Genomic DNA, 24,035 nt, shown 5'->3' with positions numbered 1-24,035 from the left:
CAGCTGCCGGGCCGGTGGCGTCCACCGGCCCGGCGGCTGTTACTTCTTGCGGCCGCGCTTCTCGCGCACCCGGACCGAGATGTGGATCGGTGTGCCGTCGAAGCCGAACTCCTCGCGCAGCCGGCGTTCGATGAAGCGCCGGTAACCGGCCTCCAGGAAGCCTGATGCGAAGAGGACGAACCGCGGCGGCATCGTGCCGGCCTGGGTACCGAAGAGGATGCGCGGCTGCTTTCCACCGCGGACCGGGTGCGGGTGCGCGGCGACGATCTCACCGAGGAAGGCGTTGAGCCTGCCCGTCGGGATCCGGGTCTCCCAGCCCTTGATGGCCGTCTCGATCGCCGGGACCAGCTTCTCCATGTGGCGCCCGGTGCGGGCGGAGACATTCACCCGGGGCGCCCAGGCGACCTGACCGAGTTCGGTCTCGATCTCCCGCTCCAGGTAGTAGCGGCGCTCCTCGTCGAGGTTGTCCCACTTGTTGAACGCGATGACCATCGCCCGCCCCGCCTCGACGGCCATGGTGATGATGCGCTGGTCCTGGACGCTGATGGACTCGGTGGCGTCGATCAGGACGACCGCGACCTCGGCCTTCTCCACGGCGGCGGCGGTACGCAGCGAGGCGTAGTAGTCCGCGCCCTCCTGGAGGTGCACCCGGCGGCGGATGCCCGCCGTGTCGATGAACTTCCAGACGATGCCGCCGAGCTTGATCAGCTCGTCGACCGGGTCGCGGGTGGTGCCCGCCATCTCGTTGACGACGACACGGTCCTCGTTCGCGACCTTGTTGAGCAGCGAGGACTTGCCCACGTTCGGACGGCCGATGAGCGCGATCCGGCGCGGGCCGCCGACGGTGTTGCCGAAGGTCTGCGCCGGCGCCTCGGGGAGCGCTTCGAGTACGGCGTCCAGCATGTCGCCGGTGCCGCGGCCGTGCAGCGAGGAGACGGGGTGCGGCTCGCCGAGGCCGAGCGACCAGAGCGTGCTGGCGTCGGCCTCGCCGCTCTGCCCGTCGACCTTGTTGGCGCAGAGCACCACGGGCTTGTTCGCCCGGCGCAGCAGCTTGACGACGGCCTCGTCGGTGTCGGTCGCGCCGACCGTCGAGTCGACCACGAAGACCACGGCGTCGGCCGCCTCGATCGCGTACTCGGCCTGTGCGGCGACCGAGGCGTCCAGGCCCAGGACGTCCTGCTCCCAGCCGCCGGTGTCGACGACCTTGAAGCGGCGGCCGGCCCACTCGGCCTCGTACGTGACGCGGTCGCGGGTGACACCGGGCTTGTCCTGGACGACTGCCTCGCGGCGGCCGATGATGCGGTTCACCAGGGTCGACTTGCCGACATTCGGCCGGCCGACGACGGCGAGGACGGGCAGCGGGCCGTGCGAGGCCTCCTCAAGGGCGCCTTCGACGTCCTCGACGTCGAAGCCCTCCTCCGCGGCGAGCTCCATGAACTCCGCGTACTCGGCGTCGCCGAGTGCTCCGTGGTCGTGCTGGTCGTTCATGAAGTCCGTTCCTCTGTTGCGTCATCGATGGACCGCGGTTGCGCGGTCCACTACTCAAGTCTCGCTCAGCGCCCGGTGAGGCGCCTGGCACTTTCCAGGTGGCCGGTGAGCCGCTGCTGGATCCGTACGGTGGCCTCGTCCAGCGCCTTTCGCGTGCGCCGTCCGCTGCCGTCCCCCGCGTCGAAGGGCTCGCCGAACACCACGTCGACCCGGGTGCGCAGCGGTGGCAGCGCCCTGACGAGGCGTCCGCCGCGCCCGGTGCTGCCCAGGACGGCGACCGGGACGATCGGCGCCCCCGCCCGCAGCGCGAAGTACGCGAGCCCCGCGCGCAGCGAGGCGAAGTCGCCCTCGCCCCTGGTGCCCTCGGGGAAGATCCCGAGCACACCCCCGCCGGCGAGTACTCCGAGGGCATCCGTGACCGCTGTCCGGTCGGGCGTCGCGCGGTCCACTTTCAGCTGCCCGATGCCACGCAGGAACGGGTCGAGAGGACCGGTGAACGCCTCCTTCTTGATCAGGAAGTGCACCGGCCGGGGCGCCGTCCCCATCAGCATGGGCCCGTCGATGTTGTGCGAGTGGTTCACGGCCATGATGACCGGCCCGCTCGCCGGGACCTGCCACGCGCCGAGGACGCGGGGCCGCCACAGGCCGTACATCAGCCCGATGCCGATGCCCCGCCCGACCGCGGCACCGCGTGGCCCGGGTGGTGTCACCTGGCGGCCCGCTTCTCCTCGACGAGGGTGACGACGCACTCGATGACCTGCTGAAGGGTCAGCTCCGTGGTGTCCACCTCGACCGCGTCGTCCGCCTTGGCGAGGGGCGATGTCTTACGGCTGGTGTCGGCCGCGTCCCGCTTGACGAGGGCGTCCCTGGTGGCGGCGAGACCGGCGGCGGCCTGGCTGCCCTTGAGCTCGCCGCTGCGGCGGGCGGCCCGTGCCTCGGGGGAAGCGGTCAGGAAGACCTTGAGGTCCGCGTCCGGGAGGACGGTCGTCCCTATGTCGCGGCCCTCGACGACGATGCCGCCCTCGGCCGCGGCGGCGATCTCCCGCTGGAGCTCCGTGATCCGGGTCCGCACCTCGGCGACCGCGCTCACCGCGCTGACCTTTGCGGTGACCTCCTGGGTGCGGATGGGCCCCGAGGCGTCGGCGCCGTCGACGGTGATCGTCGGGGCGGCCGGGTCGGTGCCCGAGACGATGTCGGGCTTGGCCGAGGCGTTCGCGACGGCGGCGGCGTCCTGCACGTCCACCCCGTTGCTGATCATCCACCAGGTGATCGCGCGGTACTGGGCGCCCGTGTCCAGGTAGCTCAGCCCGAGCTTGGCGGCGACGGCCTTCGACGTGCTGGACTTGCCCGTGCCGGAGGGGCCGTCGATGGCGACGATCACTGCTGCCGGAGTCTTCCGGGCGGCGGTTTCCACGGTGACGGACACCTTCCTGCTTCACGGGCGGTATGTGCGGGACGCCGGTGCGCCCCGCACAAGGTTACTGGCTGGGGCGGCCGTCCCGTTACGCCGTCCGGCGGCGGCGCCGCGCCCGGCCCCCGGGCGCTGCTGCGCGGGGGCTACTGGCGCAGCGCCCAGCCGTGCTCCTGGAGCGCGGCGGCCAGGGCGGGGGCCACGCTCGGCTCCACCATCAGCTGCACCAGGCCGGCCTGCTGTCCGGTCGCGTGCTCGATCCGCACGTCCTCGATGTTGACCCCGGCCCGGCCGGCGTCCGCGAAGATCCTGGCCAGCTCGCCCGGCTGGTCGCTGATGAGGACCGCCACGACCTCGTACGCGGCCGGTGCGGCCCCGTGCTTGCCCGGCACCCGGACCCGGCCCGCGTTGCCCCGCTTCAGCACGTCCTCGATGCCCGCCACCCCGGTGAACCGCTTCTCCTCGTCGGCGGACTGCAGGGCGCGCAGTGCCCGTACTGTCTCGTCCAGGTCCTCGGCGACGCCGGTCAGGACGTCCGCCACAGGACCGGGGTTGGCCGAGAGGATCTCCACCCACATCCGGGGGTCCGATGCGGCGATCCGGGTCACGTCCCTGATGCCCTGGCCGCAGAGCCGTACGACCGTCTCGTCGGCCTGCTCCAGGCGGGCGGCGACCATCGAGGAGATCAGCTGCGGGGTGTGCGAGACCAGGGCCACGGCCCGGTCGTGCGCCTCGGCGTCCATCACCACGGGCACCGCCCGGCAGAGCGCGACCAGCTCCAGGGCCAGGTTCAGCACCTCGGTCTCGGTGTCCCGGGTCGGGGTGAGCACCCAGGGCCGCCCCTCGAAGAGGTCGGCGGTCGCGGCCAGCGGGCCCGAGCGCTCCTTGCCCGCCATCGGATGCGTACCGATGTACGGGGCCAGGTCGCAGCCCATCTCCTCCAGCTCGCGGCGCGGCCCGCCCTTCACGCTGGCCACGTCGAGGTAGGCCCGGGCGGCCCCGCGCCGCATCGCGTCGGCCAGCGTGGTGGCCACGTGGGCGGGCGGTACGGCGATGATCGCGAGGTCGGCCCGTCCTTCGAGCGGTTCGTCGGTTCCGGCGCCGAGCGCGGCCGCGGTACGGGCCTGGGCCTCGTCGCGGTCGACGAGGTGGACCGTGATCCCCCGGCCGGCGAGTGCGAGGGCCGCGGAGGTGCCGACCAGCCCGGTCCCGATCACGAGGGCGGTTCTCACTGGGCGATGTCCTTGCGCAGGGCCCCGGCGGCGCCGAGGTAGACGTGCGTGATCCCGGACCTGGGCAGGTCGCTCTCGATGTGCGCGAGGATCCGCACGACGCGCGGCATGGCCCCGGCGATGTCCAGTTCCTGGGCGCAGATCAGCGGGACGTCCACAATGCCGAGGCCGCGCGCGGCAGCCGCCGGGAAGGCGCTGTGCAGATCGGGGGTGGCGGTGAACCAGATACTGATCAGGTCGTCGACGGCGAGGCCGTTGCGCTCCAGGATGGCCGTGAGGAGGGCGGCGACCTGGTCCTCCAGGTGTCCGGCCTCGTCCCGCTCCAGCTGGACCGCTCCCCTGACCGCTCGTACCGCCACGTCCTGCTCCTTGCTCCCGTGAAACGCCCGCCGCGCGTCTGCCGCGCCGGCTCCGTCCAGAGTAGTCAGCCGTACGGAGATCCGGCCCCCGCGCCCGTCCTGCGAGACGGGGCCGGGCGCCGTTGGGCCGCCGGGCCCGGCGTAACCTCTCGGCATGCGGCTCACCCCCGGCGCCCTGGTCCGTGACCACACCGTCTACTCCTGCGTCATGGGCTCACGTGCCTTCGGTCTGGCCACCGGGGCCAGTGACACGGACCGCCGCGGGGTCTTCCTCGTCCCGACCCCGCTGTTCTGGGGCTTCGGGAAGCCGCCGACGCATGTGGAGGGCCCGGCGGACGAGCAGTTCTCCTGGGAGCTGGAGCGCTTCTGCGAGCTGGCCCTGCGCGCCAACCCCAACATCCTGGAGTGCCTGCACTCCCCGTTCGTCGAGCACGCCGACGCCACGGGCCGTGAGCTCCTTTCCCTGCGCGAAGCGTTTCTGTCCCGGGCGGTCCACCGCACCTTCAGCCGGTACGCGCTGAGCCAGCGGCGGAAATTGGCTGCGGACGTGCGGCAGTACGGCGCTCCGCGCTGGAAGCACGCGATGCATCTGCTGCGGCTGATGGCCGCCTGCCGCGATCTGCTGCGTACCGGCGAGCTGGTGATCAACGTCGGCGACGCACGGGAGCCGCTGCTCGCCGTGAGACGCGGCGAGGTGGCCTGGCCGGATATCGAGCGGTGGATGTCCCGCCTGGCCGACGAGGCCGACGAGGCCTCCGCCCGCACCCCGCTGCCGCCGGAGCCGGACAGCGCCCGGGTCGAGGACTTCCTCTTCCGGGCCCGCCGGCACTCAGCGCTCCAGTCGGGTCCGTACGACGAGGTCGTGGAGCGCGTCGTGGGCCGAGGCGGTGGCGGGCAGGCGTGAGCCGGCCTGCGCCGTGTCCAGGACGGCCCGCAGCGCGTCGACGTCCGTACGGAGCCGTTCCCGGCCGGGGCCTTCGGCGGGGGCGTGCTCGGCGGCCGCCTTGGCCTCGATGAGCCCGGCCACGTACGCGGGGGCGCCGACCAGCTCCAGCAGGGTGGGCAGATCGGCCAGCACCTCGCCGCTGCGCATCAGATGGATCCCGGTGAGCAGCACCCGGAACGTGTAGAGCAGCGGCTTCAGCTCGCCGGTCTTCTCGAACAGCCGCCACTGTGTCTGTGCGAACCCCCGGTAGTGGTGGGCGTGGTGGCTCGTCAGCACCCGGGGCGCGAGCACCGTCAGCTCCGCGTGCGCGTCCGACGTGTGCACCACGAGCGGCGAGAGCAGCTGCTCCAGGACATAGCCGTTGCGGCGGAGCATCAGCGTGACGAACTTGCGCAGGTCGTGGGTGACCAGGTCCATCTCCACGCCGTCCTGGTCCCACATCCGCGACCGGGTCTCCTCCGGCTCGCGCAGGCCCACCAGGGCTTCCACCGGCAGCAGATGGACGCCGCGCAGATCCACGTCCGAGTCCCGGGAGGGGAAGCCGTAGAGATGCGCACCGGAGACCGTGGCGAAGAGGAGCGGGTCGGGCTGTTCCGCGACCACGGAGGAGAGATCGAGGCCTTCGGCAATCTGGAGCGCTGTCATGGCTCAAGCGTCCCAGAGCGCCCCGAGCGCCAGCAGTTCGCCGTGGTACTCGATCCGCTCCGCCCACTCCCGCGGCCAGGCGCCGGGGCCGAGGCGTGCACCGGCGAAGGCGCCCGCCAGACAGGCGATCGAGTCCGAGTCACCCTTGGTGCAGGCCGCCCTGCGCAGCGCCAGGAGCGGTTCGTCCGGGAAGAGCAGGAAGCAGAGCAGCGCGGTGGCCAGGGCCTCCTCCGCGATCCAGCCGTCACCTGTGGCCAGGCAGGGGTCCGTCTCGGGCGAGGGTGCGCGCAGCGCGTCGACGAGCCGGTCCAGGGCGGCGAGGCAGTCGTCCCAGCCGCGCGCCATGAAGTGGGCCGGGGTGGCGCCCCCGGCGTCTCCCGCGTACGTCCAGAGGTCGCCGAGCCACCGCTCGTGGTAGCGCGTGCGGTTCTCGACGGCGTACGAGCGCAGCCGGCCCACGAGACCCGTCGGCTCGGCCCCGTGCGCCAGCAGGAACACCGCGTGCGCCGTCAGGTCACTCGCGGCCAGGGCCGTGGGGTGGCCGTGGGTGAGCGCGGACTGCAACTGGGCGGCCCCCGCGCGCTGTTCGGCGCTCAGTCCGGGTACGAGGCCGAGCGGCGCGACCCGCATATTGGCCCCGCACCCCTTGGACTGCAGCTGGCTCGCCCGCTGCCAGGGCCGGTCGCTGTCGAGGAGCCCGCAGGCGGTCAGGCAGGTACGTCCGGGTGCGCGGTTGTTCTCCGGCGAGTGGTACCAGCCGATGAACTCCTGCCGGGCCGCCGTGGCCATCGCCGACGGTTCGAGGAGCCCGCGGTCCATCACGGTCCGCAGGGCCCGCCCCAGAGCCAGCGTCATCTGGGTGTCGTCGCTGACGAGCGCCCGGCGGGGCAGCTCCAACTGCCGCCAGGGGCCGTACTTGGCGAGGATCACCGGAATGTCGTCGAACTCGGTGGGGTAGCCGAGTGCGTCCCCGAGGGCGAGCCCGATGAGGGCGCCCGTGGCGGCCTGGCCGGTGACGGTGCCCGTACGGCTGACGGGGCTTCGGCTGGTACGGCTGACAGGGCTCATTCGGATCGTCCTTCCGGGCGCAGCAGAGGTGGGTGCAAGGCGGTGGCGGGGCCCGCCCGGTAGAGGGCGGCCGGTTTGCCCCGGCCACCCGTCAGACGCGCGGCCCCTGGCACCGGTTCGACGAAACCCGGGCTGGCGAGGACCTTGCGGCGGAAGTTGGGACGGTCGAGCACGGCGCCCCAGACCGTCTCGTACACCTGCTGGAGCTCGCCGAGGGTGAACTCGGGCGGGCAGAACGAGGTCGCGAGGCAGCTGTACTCGATCCTGGCGCCGATCCGGCGGTGCGCGTCGGCCAGGATCCGGGTGTGGTCGAAGGCGAGAGCACGCTCCGTGCCGGCGGCCATCCACTGGGCGTGGGCCGCGTCGCCGCCGCCCCGGGGCTCCGGCAGATCCGGTACGAGCGCGGCGTACGCGACGGAGACGACCCGCATCCTGGGGTCGCGGCCCGGCTCGCTGTACGTCCGCACCTGCTCCAGGTGGAGGGCGGCGGCGGTCTCCCCGGACAGCCCGGTCTCCTCGGCCAGTTCGCGCCTGGCGGCCTCCTCGGCCGACTCGTCCGGCAGGACGAACCCGCCGGGGAGCGCCCAGGCGCCCAGGTACGGCTGCTCACCACGCCGTATCAGCAGGACGTGCAGCGCACCCTCCCGGACCGTGAAGACGGCCAGGTCGACGGCGACCGCGAACGGCGTGAAGGCATAGGGGTCGTACGGGGCGCTGGACTGGTGTGCCGCCATGTGCGCCCCCTCCGGCACTGCCGGGGCGCGGCCTCCCGGGTTCCGGTCCACCCCCGTGGGCCCGGTCCACCGGGCGGCCGCGCGCCCGCCCTCTTTATGGTCACCATGACTATAAAGCAGCGGGCTGGGGCGTGACAAGACGGAACCCGGCCCCCGCACGGAGCGGGGACCGGGTTCCGGGTGCGTCTGCGGCCGCTGTTACAGGCCTACTTCCTTCATCAGCATGCCGACCTCGGTGTTGGTGAGGCGGCGCAGCCAGCCCGACTTCTGGTCGCCCAGCGCGATCGGGCCGAAGCTGACCCGCACCAGCTTCTCGACCGGGAAGCCGGCCTCGGACAGCATCCGGCGGACGATGTGCTTGCGGCCCTCGTGGAGGGTCACCTCGACCAGGTAGTTCTTGCCGGTGTTCTCGACGACGCGGAAGTGGTCGGCGCGTGCGTAGCCGTCCTCCAGCTCGATGCCGTCCTTCAGCCGCTTGCCGAGGTCGCGCGGCAACGGGCCCTGGATCGCGGCGAGATAGGTCTTCTTCACGCCGTACCGGGGGTGGGTCAGCCGGTGGGCCAGCTCGCCGTGGTTGGTGAGCAGGATGATGCCCTCGGTCTCCGTGTCGAGACGGCCCACGTGGAAGAGCCGTGTCTCGCGGTTGTTGACGTAATCGCCCAGGTTCTGGCGGCCGTCCGGGTCCTCCATCGAGGAGACGACACCGGCCGGCTTGTTCAGCGCGAAGAAGAGGTACGACTGGGTGGCGACGGTCAGGCCGTCGACCTTGATCTCGTCCTTCGGCAGGACCCGGCGGCCCTGCTCCATGACGATCTCGCCGTTGATCTCGACCCTGGCCTGGTCGATCAGCTCCTCGCAGGCGCGGCGCGAGCCCATACCGGCCCTGGCCAGCACCTTCTGCAGGCGCTCGCCCTCCTCCTCGGCACCGGGGAAGGTCTTGGGGGTCTTCACCTGCGGCTTGTTGTGCCGCTCCCGGTTGCGCTCCTCGATCTTGGCGTCGAGCTCGCGCGGCCTGGAGGGCTCCCGCTGGCCGTGCGGGCCGCGGCGCGGGGGCTGGCTCTGCGGGCTCTTCTTCGGGCCGCCCTTGGCGCCGCCGCGCGCGGCGGCACCCCGGCTGCCCGCGGTCTTGCCTCCAGGCTTGCCGCCGGGCTTGCCGCCGGTGGCGGGGCGGCCCCGGCCGCCGCCCGCGGGCTTGCGGCCCTGGTCGTCGGAGGAACCCGTGCCGACGTCGTAACGCCGCTCCTCGGGGCGGGGCCGGCGCGGACGCTCCTCCTGCTTGTCGCCGCGCCCCCCGCCGGCCCCGCCGGCACCGCCGGACGTCCGACGGGGCGGCTTCCCGCCCGCACCCCGGTTGTCCCGGCTGCCGGTTCCGCTGTTCCTGCCGTTGCTTCGCATCAAAGTTCCGTCTTGTCGTCTGCGTCGGTGTCCGGACCGTACGGTGCATCCGGATCGAACGACGGCACACCTTCTTGTGTCTCGGCCTCGATCGCATCCGCCTCCGGAAGGAAGGGCGCGAGCTCCGGGAGCTCGTCCAGGCCTCGCAGGCCCATCCGCTCCAGAAAGTAGTTCGTCGTCCTGTACAGGATCGCACCTGTTTCGGGTTCCGCGCCCGCCTCCTCCACCAGACCCCTCTGCAGGAGGGTCCGCATGACCCCGTCACAGTTGACTCCGCGGACCGCGGAGACCCGGGACCTGCTGACCGGCTGGCGGTAGGCGACCACCGCGAGGGTCTCCAGCGCGGCCTGGGTGAGCCGGGCCTGCTGCCCGTCCAGGACGAAGCTCTCGACGGCCGCCGCGTACTCGGGACGGGTGTAGAACCGCCAGCCGCCCGCGACCAGCCGCAGGTCGAAGCCCCGGCCCTGGACGGTGTACTCGTCGGACAGGGCCCGCAGCGCGTCGGCGATCTCGCGTCTGGACCGGTCCAGGACCTTGGCCAGGTGTTCTTCGGTGGCCGGCTCGTCGACGACCATCAGGACCGCCTCGAGTTCGGGCTTGAGATCACTCATGCCGTCTCCTCCACCACTTGATCGAATTCGTCGGTCACCAGGGGCTCCACGCCGTCACCGCCGGTCCAGCGCACCAGCAGTTCGCCGAGCGCCTCCGGCTGGTCGAGGGCGACCGCCTTCTCGCGGTAGAGCTCCAGCAGGGCCAGGAAGCGGGCGACGACGGTGAGGGTGTCCGCCGCGTCCTCGGTGAGGGTGTGGAAACTCACCTCGCCGCACGAGCGCAGCCGGGCCACCACGATCTCGGCCTGCTCCTGTACGGAGACAAGCGGGGCGTGGATGTGGTCGATGAAGATCTGCGGTGCGGCCTTCGGCTGCATCGCCTTCACCGCGAGCTTCGCGAAGCCGTCGGGGCCGATGCTGATGACAACCTCGGGCAGCAGCGCCGCGTGGTGCGGCTCCAGGCCCACGGTCCGCGGATACCGCTTGCCCTCGGCCTCGAACCGGTCGCTGAAGATATCGGCGATCTGCTTGTACGCGCGGTACTGGAGCAGCCGGGCGAAGAGCAGGTCCCGCGCTTCGAGCAGCGCGAGGTCGGCCTCGTCCTCGATCTCGGCCGCGGGCAGCAGCCGCGCCGCCTTCAGGTCGAGCAGAGTCGCGGCGACCACCAGGAACTCCGTTGTCTGGTCCAGATCCCACTCCGCGCCCATGGCCCGGATGTGCGCCATGAACTCGTCGGTGACCTTCGAGAGAGCGATCTCGGTGATGTCGAGCTTGTGTTTGGAGATCAGCTGGAGGAGGAGGTCGAAGGGCCCCTCGAAGTTGGTGAGCCGCACTGTGAACCGGCCGTCACGCGGCTCGTCGGGCTCACCGGCCGCCGGCTGAACGGAAGCCGGAGCGGGCGGGAGTACGGGACCGGGATCAGGAGCGGGATCCGGCCCGGGCACTGGAACCGGCGCCGGCTCAGGCGCGGGCTCCGGTTCGGGCCCTGGAACCGGCACTGGATCAAGTACGGGCGACTGCGTAAGCACGGAATGGCGATCGGGATCCGGCGCGCATACGGGCGCCTCCTGGACGTCCCCCGCCGCTGCCGCCACGGCCCCGCCGGGCTCGGACGGCCCCTGCCCCACGGAAGGGGCCCCCGGGCCGCGCCCCAGGGCGCGGCGGCGGGTCGGGGCTGAATCGTCGGCGGCAGGCATTGCGGTCCAGGGTACGGAAGTACGGGCGCGGGAAGGCCACCGGCGCGCAGCCGCTCAGCGCCCGCGCGGGGCGGTCATATCGGCTCAGCGCCCGCGCAGCCGCCGTACGAGAATGCTGGCGTCGCCGCGCGACTCCAGATCGGCGAGCACCACGGCGACAGCCTCACGGACGATGCGCCCGCGGTCCACGGCGAGGCCGTGTTCGCCGCGCAGCACCAGACGCGCGTGTTCGAGGTCCATCAGCTCCTCGGCCGAGACATAGACCGTGATCTTCTCGTCGTGCCGCTCACGCCCGGTGGGACGCCGGTTGGCCCCCCTGCCGCCGCCCCGGCGGCGCTGCTGGCCGGCCGGGGCCACCGGCGTGGTCATGGGCCGCGCCTCCTGCGGTCTGCGGGCCGCGGCCGCCTCCGCCTCGGCGGTCCTGGTGCGGGACTCGGTGGTCTCCGCCGCGGCGGCGGAGTGCTCCCCCGCCGCGGACTCGGCCCGCTCGGCGGACGGCGCGGCCGGGTCGCTCTCGCCCGCGGGTCCGGGGATCCGCGCCTCGCCGTTGACCGGCCGCCGCGGGGACGACGACTGGAGCGCCATCCCCCCGGTCGTACGGAACAGTTCGTCGGCCCCCGGCAGACTCACTCGGCGTGACACCGGGCGAGCACCTCCCTGGCGAGCTGACGATAGGCGGCCGCGCCGACCGAGTTGGAGGCGTACGTCGTGATGGGCTCACCGGCGACCGTGGTCTCCGGGAAGCGCACGGTCCGGCCGATGACTGTGTGGTACACGTGGTTGTCGAAGGCTTCGACGACACGGGCGAGCACTTCGCGGCTGTGCACCGTACGGGAGTCGTACATCGTGGCCAGGATCCCGTCGAGCTCCAGGTCGGGGTTGAGCCGCTCCTGGACCTTCTCGATGGTCTCGGTCAGCAGGGCCACCCCGCGCAGCGCGAAGAACTCGCACTCCAGCGGCACGATGACCTTGTGCGCGGCCGTCAGCGCGTTCACGGTCAGCAGACCGAGCGACGGCTGGCAGTCGATCACGATGTAGTCGTAGTCCTGCATCAGCGGCTTGAGCGCGCGCTGGAGCGTGGACTCCCGGGCCACCTCGCTGACGAGCTGCACTTCGGCGGCCGACAGGTCGATGTTGCTGGGCAGCAGGTCCATATTGGGCACTGCGGTCTTGAGCAGGACGTCGTCCGCCGCCATGCCCCGCTCCATGAGCAGGTTGTAGACGGTGAGGTCGAGCTCCATCGGGTTCACACCGAGACCGACGGAGAGCGCGCCCTGCGGGTCGAAGTCGACCAGCAGCACCCGCCGTCCGTACTCCGCGAGGGCGGCGCCCAGGTTGATGGTCGACGTGGTCTTGCCCACGCCGCCCTTCTGGTTGCACATCGCGATGATCTTGGCGGGACCGTGATCGGTCAGCGGTCCTGGGATCGGGAAGTACGGCAGCGGCCGTCCGGTCGGGCCGATCCGCTCGCGGCGCTGGCGGGCAGCGTCCGGGGCGAGCGTGGCCGCGTACTCCGGGTCGGGCTCGTACTCGGCGTCGGGGTCGTAGAAGTGACCCTCGGGTACCTCGTTGTAGACGGCGAGATGGGTGGTCGTATCGCCACTCCGGTCGCCGGCCCTGGCGTTCACGTGTAGGCCGTCCATACTCTGGTGGGCTGTCGTCATGTGCGGGTGGGTCTGGTGGCTCACGGAGGCACGGACAGCGACGGAGCCGACAGCCTCGTGCCCCGCAGGGCCGTGGCCCCGAGCAGGCGTTCCTGATCGACCACCCCCGGGAGTAAATGTCGACTCATTCACAAGTCGTCTTACCTCCTTGGACGTGACCAGGAAACTTTATCGATAGGTCAGCGTGGCACCATGCCGACGATGGGCGACTCTATGGCGTGTCACCGGTCCTCAGCAACACAATCCGCCGGACCCGGCCCGATGTGTCGGCAACGGAACACCCCGGTGTCAAGGGCGTACAGGGATCACTCGGCGGGTTTCACGGGTGTACGAAACGGCTAAAGGGTTACGTTCACGGCGAGTTGAACGAGGGGCGCAAAGAGGGCAGACGCGCAACCGGCCGGACCTCGGCGAGCAAGGTCCGGCCGGTTGCGTGAGATTGACGACGCGTGTTGACGGGTCAGCCGAGCAAGGTGCTCAGTTCGATGTGCGGAAGACCGAGGTCCTCGGCGACCGAGCGGTAAACGACCTGCCCGTCATGCGTGTTGAGGCCCAGCGCGAGCGCGGGGTCACGGCGCAGGGCGTCCTCCCAGCCCCGGTTGGCGAGCTCCACGATGTACGGGAGCGTGGCGTTGGTGAGGGCATAAGTCGACGTACTCGGCACCGCGCCCGGCATATTCGCCACACAGTAGAACACCGAGTTGTGGACCTGGAAGGTCGGCTCGGCGTGCGTGGTCGGACGGGAGTCCTCGAAGCAGCCGCCCTGATCAATCGCAATGTCGACAAGTACACTTCCGGGCTTCATCTTGGCGACGAGCGCGTTGGTGACGAGCTTCGGCGCCTTGGCCCCGGGGATGAGCACGGCGCCGATGACGAGGTCGGCGGCGACGACAGCCTTCTCCAGCTCGAAGGCGTTCGAGACGATCGTCTGCACCTTGGTGCCGAAGATCCGGTCCGCCTCGCGGAGCTTGTTGATGTCCTTGTCCAGCAGGGTGACGTGGAAGCCCATGCCGATGGCGATCTGCGTGGCGTTCCAGCCGGAGACGCCGCCGCCGATGACGACAGCCTCGCCCGCCGCCGTACCGGGCACACCGCCGGGCAGCACACCACGGCCGCCCGCCGAGCGCATCAGGTGGTACGCGCCGACCTGCGGGGCGAGCCGGCCGGCCACCTCCGACATCGGGGCGAGCAGCGGCAGCTGGCGGTTCGCCGTCTCGACCGTCTCGTACGCGATGGCGGTGGTGCCGGACTCCAGCAGGGCGTCCGTGCACGCGCGGGAAGCGGCGAGGTGCAGGTAGGTGAAGAGCGTCTGGTCCTTGCGGAGGCGGTGGTACTCCTCGGCGATCGGCTCCTTGACCTTCAGCAGCAGATCAGCGGCGGCCCACACCTCGTCGGCGGTGGGGAGGATGCGCGCGCCTGCGGCCACGTACTCCTCGTCGGTGATCGCAGAGCCGAGGCCCGCGCTCTGCTCGATGACGACCTGATGTCCATGGCGCACCAGCTCGTGCACGCCTGCCGGGGTGATGGCCACCCGGAACTCGTTGTTCTTGACCTCGCGGGGGATGCCGACCAGCACGTCGATCACGGTCCTTGAATCTGGGGGGTGACGTTCGGGAGATGACGCACATATCCGGCGGTGCACAGCAGAGCTGGAGGCATCCCGGATGGACGCGACAAAACCAGTGTTAATGAAGGACTTCGCGCTGTCTAGCCTTTCAAAGCAATAATCTGCAGTCGAGCGACCACGGATTTCGTAGGCAAATCCCTAATCGGCCAGCAATCTCTCAGCCGAACCGCGGTGCAGCTGTGCCGCCGCCGAGTCGCCCAGCCGCTCCAGGGTGTCGGCGAGCCGCAGATGCAGTGCCGCCTGAAGCCGCACGTCATCGGCGCGGCAGGCCCACTCCATCGCCTCCGTGCAGGTACGGAGCGACTCGTCCGGGCGCCCCGCGTACTCCTGCACCCGGGCCACCTCGCTGAGCGCCCGCGCCTGGGCCGGCAGGTCTCCCGCCCTGCGGTATCCGGCCACGGCGGCCCGCCAGCTGCGCAGCGCGTCGGTGTAGTGGCCCGCGTACGTGTGCACGGCGCCGAGCCGTCCGTGGAGCCGGGACTCGTCCGCCGGCTCTCCTCGCGCCTGCCGCTGGGAGAGCGCTCGCCCGTACCAGTCACAGGCCCGCTGCCAGTCCCCCAGCTCCTGGTAGGCGCCGCCGACGGATTCCGTCGCCCGGCCGATCGCGTACGGGTCATTTGCCGCCCGTCCGGCGTCCAGCGCGGCCCGGTAGCGGGTCAGGGCGTCGTGGGTGCGGCCGGTCCGCGCGTCGAGATCGGCGAGGTTCAGCAGCGCCGCCGCCTGCTCCCGGTGCAGTCCGCGCCGCTCGGCGACGCCCAGGACCAGCTGGTGGAGCCCGTACAGCTCGGCTGCGGCCGCCTCGGCGCCCCGGTGCGCGGTCAGGGCCCGTACGAACGCGGCGACCAGCCGTCTGGCCAGCGTGTCCAGCTCGCCGTCCGCGACGGCCAGCCGTGCGCTCGCGAGCAGCGCGGGCTCCCGCAGCCGGAGCCACTCGGCGGCGGCCGGGGCGTTCGCGAAGCGCAGTGTGCGGGGCAGCCCGGCCAGCTTCTTACGGGACGGCGAGCCGTCCGGGTCGGTGACCGCACGGCAGGACTGGAGCAGCCGCACGGTCCGCTCCAGCAGCCGCGCCCTGGCCAGCTGCACCTCGGCGGGCCGGTCCTGGGCCTCCATCAGCCCGCGGAGCAGCGGGGCGAGGCAGCCCGGCACCTCGAACTGCCCCTCCGGACAGGCGCGCAGCAGGCCGAGCCCGGCGAAGTCCTCCAGAGTGGACCGGGCGGCGGACACCGAGCAGCCGGCCAGCGCGGACGCCGTGTGCGCGTCGGCCAGTCCGGCGGGGGCGAGGGTGAGCAGCCGCAGTATCCGGGCGGCCGGCTGCGGGAGCGAGCCGTACACGAACCGGAAGGCACGGGCCAGCGGTCGGGCGGCGGCCGGCTCGTCGGCTTCGTCGGGCAGGTTCCGGAACTGCTGGGCGACGTCCGCGACCGACAGCTTGGGCCTGGCGGCGAGCCAGCCGCCGAGCAGCACCAGTGCCGCGGGCTGCCCGCCGCACTCCTCGGACAGCGCCTCGGCGGTCCGCGGGTCCACGGTGATGCGGACCGCGCCCGTGAAATCTCCCAGCAGCCCGACGGCGGACCCGGTGTCCAGACCGCCGAGCGTGCAGGGCCTGACGTCGGGGATACCGGTCAGCGGGCCGGTGGAGACGGCCACCACCAGCGAGTCCGAGACGTCGGGGAGGAAGGGATCGACCTGTCCGGCGTCGGCCGCGTCGTCCAGGACGAGCAGGACACGACGGACGGCCAGTGCCTCGCGTACCAGCTCGGTGAGGTCGTCGTCGGCGGCGCCCGCGGGAGCCGGGACGCCGAGCGCGCCGAGCAGCCGGCGTGCGGTGTCCCCGTCGGGCACCCGCTCGCCGCCGGGTGTGGTGAGCCGGACGCTCAGCACCCCGTCCGGGTAGTCGGCGGTGAGCTGTCCGGCCAGTTCGGCGGCGAGTGCGCTCCGCCCCGACCCCGGTTTTCCCGCGATGAGCAGCACCCGGGGGCGGGCGCCCTTGCGGCCGGCCATGGTGTCCAGACCTGCCCGCTCGATGTCGGCGCGCAGCGCCTTCAACTCCCGCTGCCTGCCGAAGAAGTGACCGGTCGTCCGGTCGGCGTCCGATGTCGTGACCCGGTCGACCGCGTCCACCGCCTGATCCGTCACGGGCTCGCTCCGTCCGCCTGCGCACCGGCCCGCCGGGGGCCCGGACGGGACGGTGCCGAGCGTAGTTCACGTATCCAGACGAACCAGGCGGGGCGGGGCGAGCACAGTAGGCATGTCCCTCAATCGGATCAACAGATCATCAGATCAGCAGCCGAAGAACTCCTGCTCAGTACCGGGTTCCACGGTGCTACGCCTCGAAGGGCCGGGCGGGCCAGGGAGCGTCGGCGGGGCGAAGGGCGTCCAGGCCGTCGCCGTTGAGGGCGGCGGTGAGCGCCAGGGCCCCCACGACCAGACAGGTGTTGTGCAGCTCTCCGGCAAGTGCGCCCCGTACGAGCTCCGCGGGCTCGACCCGGGCGTGCTCCATGTCCGCCTCCTCCTCGGAGACCTCGAAGCGCGCGCCCTCGGCCTCGGAGACCTCACGGGCGAGGAAGATCCGTACGGCTTCGTCGCAGCCGCCCGGCGTCGGGTACACATCGGCGAGCACCCGCCAGTCCTCGGCCTTGACGTGCGCCTCTTCGTAGAGCTCGCGCTGCGCGGCGTGCAGCGGGTTCTCGCCGGGGACGTCGAGCAGCCCCGCCGGGATCTCCCAGAGCTTCTGCCGTACGGGATGGCGGTACTGGCGCAGGACGATGACCTTGCCGTCGTCGTCCAGGGCGAGGACGGCAACCGAGCCGGGGTGGACCTGGTAGTCGCGGTGTACGACGGTCCCGTCGGGCATCACCACGTCGTCGGTGCGGACGCTGGTCTTGTTCCCGGTGAAGGGGGTGGTGGTCGCGGTGACCTGCCATTCCTCTGCGGTGTCCCTGATGGCCATGGAAGCGTCCTCTCAAAAGCGGAAACCGGGGCGGGGGCTCATGAGAACCCCGCCCCGGTCAACCGTAACGCCCGTGCCCGCGTGCTACTTGCCGGTCTTGCGCGCCACAGCGGCCTTCACCAGGCCCGCGAAGAGCGGGTGCGGCCGGGTGGGCCGGGAGCGCAGCTCCGGGTGGGCCTGGGTGGCGACGAGGTAGGGGTGCACCTCGCGGGGGTACTCGACGTACTCGACGAGCTTGTTGTCGGGGGACGTGCCCGAGAAGACCAGGCCGGCCTTCGTCTCCAGCTCGGCGCGGTAGGTGTTGTTGACCTCGTAGCGGTGGCGGTGGCGCTCCTCGACGTACGGCTGGTCGTCGTACGCCTCGCGGACGAGCGAGCCATCGGCGAGCTTCGCCGGGTAGAGGCCGAGCCGCATGGTGCCGCCCAGGTCGCCGGCGCCCTCGACGTAGGCCAGCTGCTCCTCCATCGTGGAGATCACCGGGTGGCCGGTGGCCGCGTCGAACTCGGTGGAGTTGGCGTCGGGGATGCCCGCGACGTTCCGTGCCGCTTCGATGACGATGCACTGCAGGCCCAGGCAGAGGCCGAGCAGCGGGATCCGGTTCTCGCGGGCGTACTGGATCGCGCCGACCTTGCCGTCGACCCCGCGCTCGCCGAAGCCGCCCGGGATGCAGATCGCGTCGACGTCACCGAGCTGCTTCTTCGCGGCGGCCGGCGTCCGGCAGTCGTCGGACGTGACCCACTTGACCTTGACCCGGGCCCGGTTGGCGAAGCCGCCCGCCCGGATGGCCTCGGTGACCGAGAGATAGGCGTCCGGCAGGTCGATGTACTTGCCGACCAGCGCGACGGTGACCTCGTGGTCGGGGTTGTGGACGCGGTCCAGCAGGTCGTCCCAGGTGGACCAGTCGACGTCGCGGAACGGCAGGTCGAGCTTGCGGACGACGTACGCGTCCAGTCCCTCGGTGTGCAGCACCTTCGGGATGTCGTAGATCGACTTGGCGTCGACGCAGGCCACCACGGCGTCCTCGTCGACATCGCACATCAGCGAGATCTTGCGCTTGATGGCGGTCGGTACGTCGCGGTCGGCGCGCAGCACGATCGCGTCGGGCTGGATACCGATGTTGCGCAGGGCGGCGACGGAGTGCTGGGTGGGCTTGGTCTTCAGCTCGCCCGAGGGGCCGATGTAGGGCAGCAGCGAGATGTGCACCACGAAGACGTTGTCCCGGCCGACCTCGTGGCGGACCTGGCGGACGGTCTCCAGGAACGGCAGCGACTCGATGTCGCCGACCGTGCCGCCGACCTCGGTGATGACGACGTCGACGTCGTCCGTGGCCATCCGGCGGATGCGGTGCTTGATCTCGTTGGTGATGTGCGGGATGACCTGCACCGTGTCACCGAGGTACTCGCCGCGCCGCTCCTTGGCGATGACCGTCGAGTAGACCTGGCCCGTCGTGACGTTGGCGGAGCCGTCGAGGTCCACGTCGAGGAAACGCTCGTAGTGGCCGATGTCCAGGTCGGTCTCGGCGCCGTCGTTGGTGACGAACACCTCACCGTGCTGGAACGGGTTCATCGTGCCCGGGTCGACGTTCAGGTACGGGTCGAGCTTCTGCATCGTGACCCGCAGGCCGCGGGCCTTGAGGAGCGCACCGAGACTGGAGGCGGTCAGACCCTTGCCGAGGGAGGAGGCGACACCCCCGGTGACGAAGATGTGCTTGGTCGTCGCGGATGTTGAGTTGCGGGCCTGCATGGCCAAGAGGGGGCTCCCGTGGTCGCGATCTGGAGTGCGTGCCGACACGGAGCCCGGAGATTTCCGGGGGTGCCGTCGCTGCGGTTCGGGGCGTAATGACCACCGGTCCACGGGCCACCAGGGTATCAGCGACGGCGGGAGACTGCTTCCGGCCACGCACAGCACCGTCTCCGCCACACACAGCTCAACCTTCACAGGATGACCGCAACCCGGTCATCCAACACTCACCCGTTCGGTCCCGCCACGGTGCCCGGCAGGTCATGCAGATCACCTGAGTGCGTCGTATCCTGCTCGGACACTCGCTGCCGAGACGGCCGGAAGCCGGCACACCCCCGCCCGTTCTCCGGAACTTGCGCCCGCCGGCGCTCGTCAGCGCTGTTCAAAGAGCCCCTGACTGCAACACAAGCGCCCCGAGGGGCGACGTGGCCGTTCGACTGGAGATTGCACGTGGCCGGGCGCATCGAGGATTACGCACTCATCGGAGACATGCAGACCGCCGCCCTGGTCTGCCGGGACGGCACGGCCGACTGGCTGTGCCTGCCCCGCTTCGACTCGCACGCCGTCTTTGCCGGACTGCTGGGAACCGAGGAAAACGGTTTCTGGCGGCTGGGACCCGCACATGCCCCTTCGGCATGTCCGCCGGTCGCGGACCGGCGCCGCTACCGCGGGGATTCACTGATCCTCGAATCGGAGTGGGACACGCCACGCGGCACCGTCCGCGTGACGGATTTCATGCCGCCGCGTGACGGCGCCCCCCAGCTGATCCGGATCGTGGAAGGGGTGAGCGGGCGCGTCCCGATGCGCTCCGCACTCCGGATGCGGTTCAGCTACGGGCGGGTGACGCCCTGGGTCCACAAGGTGGACGGGCGCACGGTCGCGGTCGCGGGGCCCGACTCGGTGTGGCTGGACACCTCGGCCGACACCTACGGCGAGGACCTCACGACGTACTCCGACTTCACCGTCGGACCGGGTGACAGGATCGCCTTCACCATCAGCTGGGAGCCCTCGCACAAGGCCCCGCCCGCGCTGCCCGAGCCCGAGAACTCGCTGGTGGCGACCGAGGACTTCTGGCGCGACTGGGTCGAGCAGTGCACGTACCACGGCCCCTACCGCGAGGCCGTGGTCCGCTCACTGATCACCCTCAAGGCACTCACCTACGCGCCGACCGGCGGCATCGTCGCCGCGCCGACGACCTCACTGCCCGAGGACATCGGCGGCTCCCGCAACTGGGACTACCGCTACACCTGGCTCCGCGACGCGGCGATCACGCTCTCCTCGCTGCTGCGCACCGGCTACCGCGAGGAGGCCCGCGCCTGGCGCGAGTGGCTGCTGCGAGCCGTCGCGGGCGACCCGGAGAACCTGCAGATCATGTACGGGATCGCCGGGGAGCGCGAGCTCGGCGAGGCGGAGCTGGACTGGCTGCCGGGGTACGAGAACTCCACCCCCGTCCGGGTGGGCAACGGCGCGGCCGGACAGCTCCAGCTGGATGTGTACGGCGAAGTCACCGAGGCCCTCCATCTCGCCCATATGACGGGGCTCGCCCGCAGCGACTACGCGTCGCTGCTCCAGATCAAGCTGATCCGGTATCTGGAGGGCCACTGGGACCAGCCTGACGAGGGCATCTGGGAGGTGCGCGGACCGCGCCGCCACTTCGTGCACTCCAAGGTGATGGCCTGGGTCGCCGTCGACCGGACCATCAAGCTGATCGAGTCCGGGGACGCCGACGGGCCCCTCGATCGCTGGCGCGAGCTGCGCGACGACATCCACCGCGATGTCTGCGAGCGTGGCTACGACAAGGAACGCAACACCTTCACGCAGTCCTACGGCTCGAAGGAGCTGGACGCGTCCCTGCTGCTCATCCCGCAGATGGGGTTCCTGCCGCCGGACGACAAGCGCGTGATCGGCACCGTCGAGGCCATCCAGCGCGAACTGTCCACCCCGGACGGTTTCGTCCTGCGCTATCCGACCACGGGCGGCGCCGCGGGCGTCGACGGCCTGGAGGGCGACGAGGGGGCCTTCCTGGCCTGCTCGTTCTGGCTCGCCGACGACCTGGCGATGATCGGGCGGGTGGACGAGGCGCGCAAGCTCTTCGAGAAGCTGCTCGGGCTCCGCAACGACCTCGGGCTGCTCGCCGAGGAGTGGGATCCCAGGCTCCAGCGCCAGGTGGGCAACTTCCCGCAGGCCTTCAGCCACGTGCCGCTGATCGACACCGCGCTGCGGCTCACGGCCTCGGGGGCCTACGGAGGGTGACCTGCGGCCGGACGGCAGGGTCCCGTCTTCCGTGTCGTATCCCGCGCCACGCCGTGGTGTCGTCGGCGTGGCGTTCATGACGCGATAGCGGGATTCTTGCCCCCTGCCAACGGCTCACCCTTTGCGTATCGGATCTCCCCGGTCGTCATCAACGCTTACGGCCGGGGCAGTCCATCAGCGGGCGTTCCGGCACGTCACGCTCAGCCCCGGCCGGATCGGCGACATCGTCCGCGCCTGCCTCTTCAAGAAAACGATGTCGGGCTGCCTGGACGGGATGCCTAGAATGGAGCGCCCATTCGCCCCGGGGGGAGCGCATCTTGAGAACAGTCAATCCGGATGACATGGATAATCTCGCCAAGCTGCTCGACGGCCGGGGCGGGGTCCATGACAAAGTCGACGAAGCTTTCACGCGAGCTTCGCAGCTGGGCGTGACGAGCCATCTGACGTCCCTCAGGCCTCTGCGCTCCTGGGTTTCCGACACGGCACCCGACCTCCGCAAGCGGGCCACAATCGGTCGGCTGGAGAACGGGGACCCCGAAGCTGGGCTGCGGTGGGCCGGATTCAGCCCCCGGGACCTCAAGAAATATCAGGGCGAAGGACTCAATCCGGACACTCTCCTGCTGGCCAACTCGATGGCGGCCAGCACCGATCCGAAGGCTTTCGAGTTCAAGAGGCAGAGGGACGAATCCCTCAACGACTGGATTCAGCGCCTTGAGTCTCATGCCCTATCGAGAATTCCGGGACTTCAGCCGCACGAAGCGACCGTCGACACGCTTCTCGGCCTGTTCGGCGACTGGACTTCCATTACCGCGGCCACGGCAGTCGTCACGATCCAGGGTTCGTCCCTGACCAAGGTGCTCGTCGGGAACAACCTGCAGAAGGGTGCCGTCAGGGCGTGGAAGATCCGCGCAGGCACCATGCTCCGCGCTTCGAACAACGCTCTGCTGCGCAAGGGAGGAAACGCCCTCATCAAGTGGGCGCCGAAGATTCGTTCCCTCAGCGCGCCCGGCAGCTGGCTGCCCGGACAGCTCGGGAACCTCCTCTCGCGGAGCTCGATCTATCAGAGCGCCTCCCGGATTCCCCTGACGACGGGGGTCCGAGGGGACCTCTTCGGCGAGGCCTGGAACACGTTCCGATCGACTCGTATGGTCCGCGGTATGGGCGCCAACGGGGTCATCGACTTCCTGGTCGGATCGGATGAGCTGGCCAAGACCTACGGCGGGTTCTCCCACTCCGGCCAAGCCGTCACACGCGCGGGGGGCGCGAGCCTGGTAAAGGTGTTCTCGAAGGCGAGCAACGTACAGCGGTTCACGAACAGCCTCCCCAATGCGGTGGAGGGTGCTTCTGCCTTCCGTACGGGCCTGGGCACCGCGGCCAGGACAGCGGGTTTCCTCCGCGGGGCCGGCATCGTCGGTGGTGTCGCCTCGACGGGTCTCAGCGCCGCGAACGTCATCTCCCAGGGCAACCCGGTCGAGGCGTTCAAGAGGAACGGCGCCGGGTATGTCGCGGACGTCGCCGAGGTGGGTTTCAACGCCTCGATGACCGCAGCCATGATCGCGCCCAACCCCATCACGATCGGTCTCGCTGTCGGCACCGGGCTCATCTACGGTGGCGCGAAGGTCGTCGAGCACTGGGACGACATCAAGAAGGGTGCGGGGAAAGCGGCGGACTGGGTCGGCAGCAAGGCATCCAAGGTCGGGTCCGGGATCGCCCACGGTGCGAAGAGCCTTGCGAAAAAGGCGAATCCGGCCAACTGGTTCTGACCTGGAGCTGTCCCGGTCGGCAGCGGGAACGGTCCCGCTGCCGACCGCCCGTACCTCATGCCTCGCGCAGTACCGCAAGCGAGAAGGCCAGCCGCCGGTCCAGCCAGCTCGCCTGTGCCAAGTACCACCTGACGTCTCCGACGGGCGCGGAGGTCAGCGCCACCTGGTCTGCCGCCTTCCAGGTCACGGGCTTGGAGGGACCGTTACTGCTGTCGTCCGCCCCGAGACTCAGTACTGAACCGACAACGCTGCCGATGGCCTTGCCCGCGCCGCGCCCCACAATCTCCCCAGGGCTCCCCGTGGCCCAGTGATAACGGGCGACGATCTCCGGATGGCCAGGCTGTTCGAGCCACCAGAGGTGCTGCACCACACGCTTGGCCGACGGAGCACGGAGGACGCATCCAATGTCCGACGCCTGCCCGTCGCGCACACGGTATCGCCGGGAATTGTCCTTCTGCGTCGAGGGGTCCGGTGTGACGGAGCAGAGGAGCCGCTGGGCGCTCTCGTCCTCGTACAGCCGGAATCCTGACTTGGCCGCCGAGACACTCCCTGTACTCCCTTCAACAGGAACGACATAGACAGCTGGGACCAGATAGATGTCGTTTCCCCGGCTTTTCTGGACCCGGATCGCGTGCGGCCCCGGCGCGGCTTTCCCCCGGAGGGACGGCGGCCGCAGAGCAGTGCCGACCGTGAACTGTCCGACGCTGTCCCAGTGCACTGGTTCAAAGGACGGCGGCTCCGCCCCTCGTTTCCTGCCGAATGCCATGGATTCCCTTCCCGACCGTCCTTCTAAGGTGCGACGCCGCAGCCTGCGGTACAGGATGAACGCCTCCATCGCAGCGAACAAACCGGCGCAGGTCCATGCCATGCCGTACGGCAGACCGTTGACCGAGCCGCTGAGCCTGGGGGGGGGCAGCAGTCCGGGTTCGTGACCAGGATGACGCGCCGGGCCGGAACAGATCACGCTCGATTTCCCTGTCCACCCGCGACCGGACACGTACCTGTCCCGGGGA

21 protein-coding genes are annotated in these 24,035 nt (G+C 70.7%); 3 read left to right on the top strand and 18 right to left on the bottom strand.

Translation table 11 applies throughout. The features are described from left to right. Nucleotides 1–39: 39 nt before the first annotated feature. From der to aroH, 5 genes are all read right to left on the bottom strand, one after another. A complete protein-coding gene (der, locus tag OG452_RS28575; protein WP_327298437.1) occupies nt 40–1,488 on the bottom strand; it encodes a ribosome biogenesis GTPase Der in 1,449 nt (482 codons plus the stop codon). 65 nt (nt 1,489–1,553) lie between these two features. Beyond that, on the bottom strand, nt 1,554–2,237 hold the full coding sequence (locus tag OG452_RS28570; RefSeq protein WP_405560324.1) for a lysophospholipid acyltransferase family protein: 684 nt from the start codon (nt 2,235–2,237) through the stop codon (nt 1,554–1,556). Further along, nucleotides 2,195–2,914: a (d)CMP kinase gene (gene cmk / locus OG452_RS28565; protein WP_327298436.1), complete on the bottom strand. Its 720-nt coding sequence runs from the start codon at nt 2,912–2,914 to the stop codon at nt 2,195–2,197. Before cmk ends, OG452_RS28570 begins: the two co-directional genes overlap by 43 nt. A gap of 131 nt (nt 2,915–3,045) precedes the next feature. After that, nucleotides 3,046–4,131 (bottom strand): prephenate dehydrogenase, encoded by a 1,086-nt coding sequence (locus OG452_RS28560; protein ID WP_327298435.1) that lies wholly within the window; start codon nt 4,129–4,131, stop codon nt 3,046–3,048. Continuing rightward, nucleotides 4,128–4,490 (bottom strand): chorismate mutase, encoded by a 363-nt coding sequence (gene aroH / locus OG452_RS28555; protein WP_327298434.1) that lies wholly within the window; start codon nt 4,488–4,490, stop codon nt 4,128–4,130. Before aroH ends, OG452_RS28560 begins: the two co-directional genes overlap by 4 nt. A 154-nt stretch (nt 4,491–4,644) precedes the next feature. On the opposite strand from aroH, the gene OG452_RS28550 reads away from it, so the two are divergent. Next, on the top strand, nt 4,645–5,394 hold the full coding sequence (locus tag OG452_RS28550; protein WP_327298433.1) for a nucleotidyltransferase domain-containing protein: 750 nt from the start codon (nt 4,645–4,647) through the stop codon (nt 5,392–5,394). Here the strand turns inward: OG452_RS28550 and OG452_RS28545 are convergent. The 12 genes from OG452_RS28545 to OG452_RS28490 form a co-directional block, all read right to left on the bottom strand. Next, the gene (locus tag OG452_RS28545) at nt 5,320–6,081 is read right to left on the bottom strand and encodes a nucleotidyltransferase domain-containing protein (RefSeq protein WP_327298432.1); all 762 of its coding nucleotides are present in this window, start codon (nt 6,079–6,081) and stop codon (nt 5,320–5,322) included. The genes OG452_RS28550 and OG452_RS28545 overlap by 75 nt on opposite strands. A 3-nt stretch (nt 6,082–6,084) precedes the next feature. Next, nucleotides 6,085–7,149 (bottom strand): ADP-ribosylglycohydrolase family protein, encoded by a 1,065-nt coding sequence (locus OG452_RS28540; RefSeq protein WP_327298431.1) that lies wholly within the window; start codon nt 7,147–7,149, stop codon nt 6,085–6,087. After that, complete coding sequence (locus OG452_RS28535; protein WP_327298430.1) at nt 7,146–7,883, bottom strand: NUDIX hydrolase; 738 nt, start codon at nt 7,881–7,883, stop codon at nt 7,146–7,148. Before OG452_RS28535 ends, OG452_RS28540 begins: the two co-directional genes overlap by 4 nt. Nucleotides 7,884–8,081: 198 nt before the next feature. Beyond that, a complete protein-coding gene (locus tag OG452_RS28530) occupies nt 8,082–9,278 on the bottom strand; it encodes a pseudouridine synthase (RefSeq protein WP_327298429.1) in 1,197 nt (398 codons plus the stop codon). Continuing rightward, nucleotides 9,278–9,889 carry an SMC-Scp complex subunit ScpB gene (gene scpB, locus OG452_RS28525; RefSeq protein ID WP_327298428.1) on the bottom strand — a complete coding sequence of 204 codons (612 nt, stop codon included), beginning with the start codon at nt 9,887–9,889 and terminating at the stop codon, nt 9,278–9,280. Before scpB ends, OG452_RS28530 begins: the two co-directional genes overlap by 1 nt. Then, nucleotides 9,886–11,025, bottom strand: coding sequence for a segregation and condensation protein A (locus OG452_RS28520; protein ID WP_327298427.1), 1,140 nt, complete (start codon nt 11,023–11,025; stop codon nt 9,886–9,888). The genes scpB and OG452_RS28520 overlap by 4 nt, the downstream gene beginning before the upstream one ends. A gap of 84 nt (nt 11,026–11,109) precedes the next feature. After that, nucleotides 11,110–11,667, bottom strand: coding sequence for a hypothetical protein (locus OG452_RS28515; protein WP_327298426.1), 558 nt, complete (start codon nt 11,665–11,667; stop codon nt 11,110–11,112). Next, nucleotides 11,652–12,821, bottom strand: coding sequence for a ParA family protein (locus OG452_RS28510; RefSeq protein WP_327298425.1), 1,170 nt, complete (start codon nt 12,819–12,821; stop codon nt 11,652–11,654). Before OG452_RS28510 ends, OG452_RS28515 begins: the two co-directional genes overlap by 16 nt. 328 nt (nt 12,822–13,149) lie before the next feature. Beyond that, nucleotides 13,150–14,265 (bottom strand): alanine dehydrogenase, encoded by a 1,116-nt coding sequence (gene ald / locus OG452_RS28505; RefSeq protein WP_327299814.1) that lies wholly within the window; start codon nt 14,263–14,265, stop codon nt 13,150–13,152. Between the two features lie 189 nt (nt 14,266–14,454). Then, nucleotides 14,455–16,452: an AAA family ATPase gene (locus OG452_RS28500; protein WP_405560332.1), complete on the bottom strand. Its 1,998-nt coding sequence runs from the start codon at nt 16,450–16,452 to the stop codon at nt 14,455–14,457. A gap of 187 nt (nt 16,453–16,639) precedes the next feature. Further along, entirely contained in the window at nt 16,640–17,266 is a 627-nt protein-coding gene (locus tag OG452_RS28495; protein WP_327298424.1) for an NUDIX hydrolase, read from the bottom strand. A gap of 84 nt (nt 17,267–17,350) precedes the next feature. Further along, nucleotides 17,351–19,009: a CTP synthase gene (locus OG452_RS28490; protein WP_327299812.1), complete on the bottom strand. Its 1,659-nt coding sequence runs from the start codon at nt 19,007–19,009 to the stop codon at nt 17,351–17,353. A 447-nt stretch (nt 19,010–19,456) separates the two neighbouring features. On the opposite strand from OG452_RS28490, the gene OG452_RS28485 reads away from it, so the two are divergent. After that, on the top strand, nt 19,457–21,259 hold the full coding sequence (locus tag OG452_RS28485) for a glycoside hydrolase family 15 protein (RefSeq protein WP_327298423.1): 1,803 nt from the start codon (nt 19,457–19,459) through the stop codon (nt 21,257–21,259). A 341-nt stretch (nt 21,260–21,600) separates the two neighbouring features. Next, nucleotides 21,601–23,022, top strand: coding sequence for a PE-PGRS family protein (locus tag OG452_RS28480; RefSeq protein WP_442810108.1), 1,422 nt, complete (start codon nt 21,601–21,603; stop codon nt 23,020–23,022). Between the two features lie 55 nt (nt 23,023–23,077). Here the strand turns inward: OG452_RS28480 and OG452_RS28475 are convergent, their stop codons facing one another. Beyond that, nucleotides 23,078–23,857, bottom strand: a complete 780-nt coding sequence (locus tag OG452_RS28475) for a hypothetical protein (protein WP_327298421.1) — start codon at nt 23,855–23,857, stop codon at nt 23,078–23,080. Nucleotides 23,858–24,035 lie beyond the last annotated feature (178 nt).

Source organism: Streptomyces sp. NBC_01197 (assembly GCF_036010505.1).
GTDB lineage: Bacteria > Actinomycetota > Actinomycetes > Streptomycetales > Streptomycetaceae > Streptomyces.
This window is presented reverse-complemented; position numbering and strand designations above follow the sequence as displayed.

Bases quoted from the DNA above. Each gene is read 5' to 3' on its own strand.
- OG452_RS28540 (WP_327298431.1), bottom strand. From the start codon at position 7,149: ATGAGCCCTGTCAGCCGTACCAGCCGAAGCCCCGTCAGCCGTACGGGC.
- der (WP_327298437.1), bottom strand. From the start codon at position 1,488: ATGAACGACCAGCACGACCACGGAGCACTCGGCGACGCCGAGTACGCG.
- OG452_RS28490 (WP_327299812.1), bottom strand. From the start codon at position 19,009: ATGCAGGCCCGCAACTCAACATCCGCGACGACCAAGCACATCTTCGTC.
- scpB (WP_327298428.1), bottom strand. From the start codon at position 9,889: ATGAGTGATCTCAAGCCCGAACTCGAGGCGGTCCTGATGGTCGTCGAC.
- OG452_RS28495 (WP_327298424.1), bottom strand. From the start codon at position 17,266: ATGGCCATCAGGGACACCGCAGAGGAATGGCAGGTCACCGCGACCACC.
- OG452_RS28480 (WP_442810108.1), top strand. From the start codon at position 21,601: ATGGATAATCTCGCCAAGCTGCTCGACGGCCGGGGCGGGGTCCATGAC.
- OG452_RS28530 (WP_327298429.1), bottom strand. From the start codon at position 9,278: ATGCGAAGCAACGGCAGGAACAGCGGAACCGGCAGCCGGGACAACCGG.
- OG452_RS28550 (WP_327298433.1), top strand. From the start codon at position 4,645: ATGCGGCTCACCCCCGGCGCCCTGGTCCGTGACCACACCGTCTACTCC.
- OG452_RS28535 (WP_327298430.1), bottom strand. From the start codon at position 7,883: ATGGCGGCACACCAGTCCAGCGCCCCGTACGACCCCTATGCCTTCACG.
- OG452_RS28520 (WP_327298427.1), bottom strand. From the start codon at position 11,025: ATGCCTGCCGCCGACGATTCAGCCCCGACCCGCCGCCGCGCCCTGGGG.
- OG452_RS28545 (WP_327298432.1), bottom strand. From the start codon at position 6,081: ATGACAGCGCTCCAGATTGCCGAAGGCCTCGATCTCTCCTCCGTGGTC.
- OG452_RS28475 (WP_327298421.1), bottom strand. From the start codon at position 23,857: ATGGAGGCGTTCATCCTGTACCGCAGGCTGCGGCGTCGCACCTTAGAA.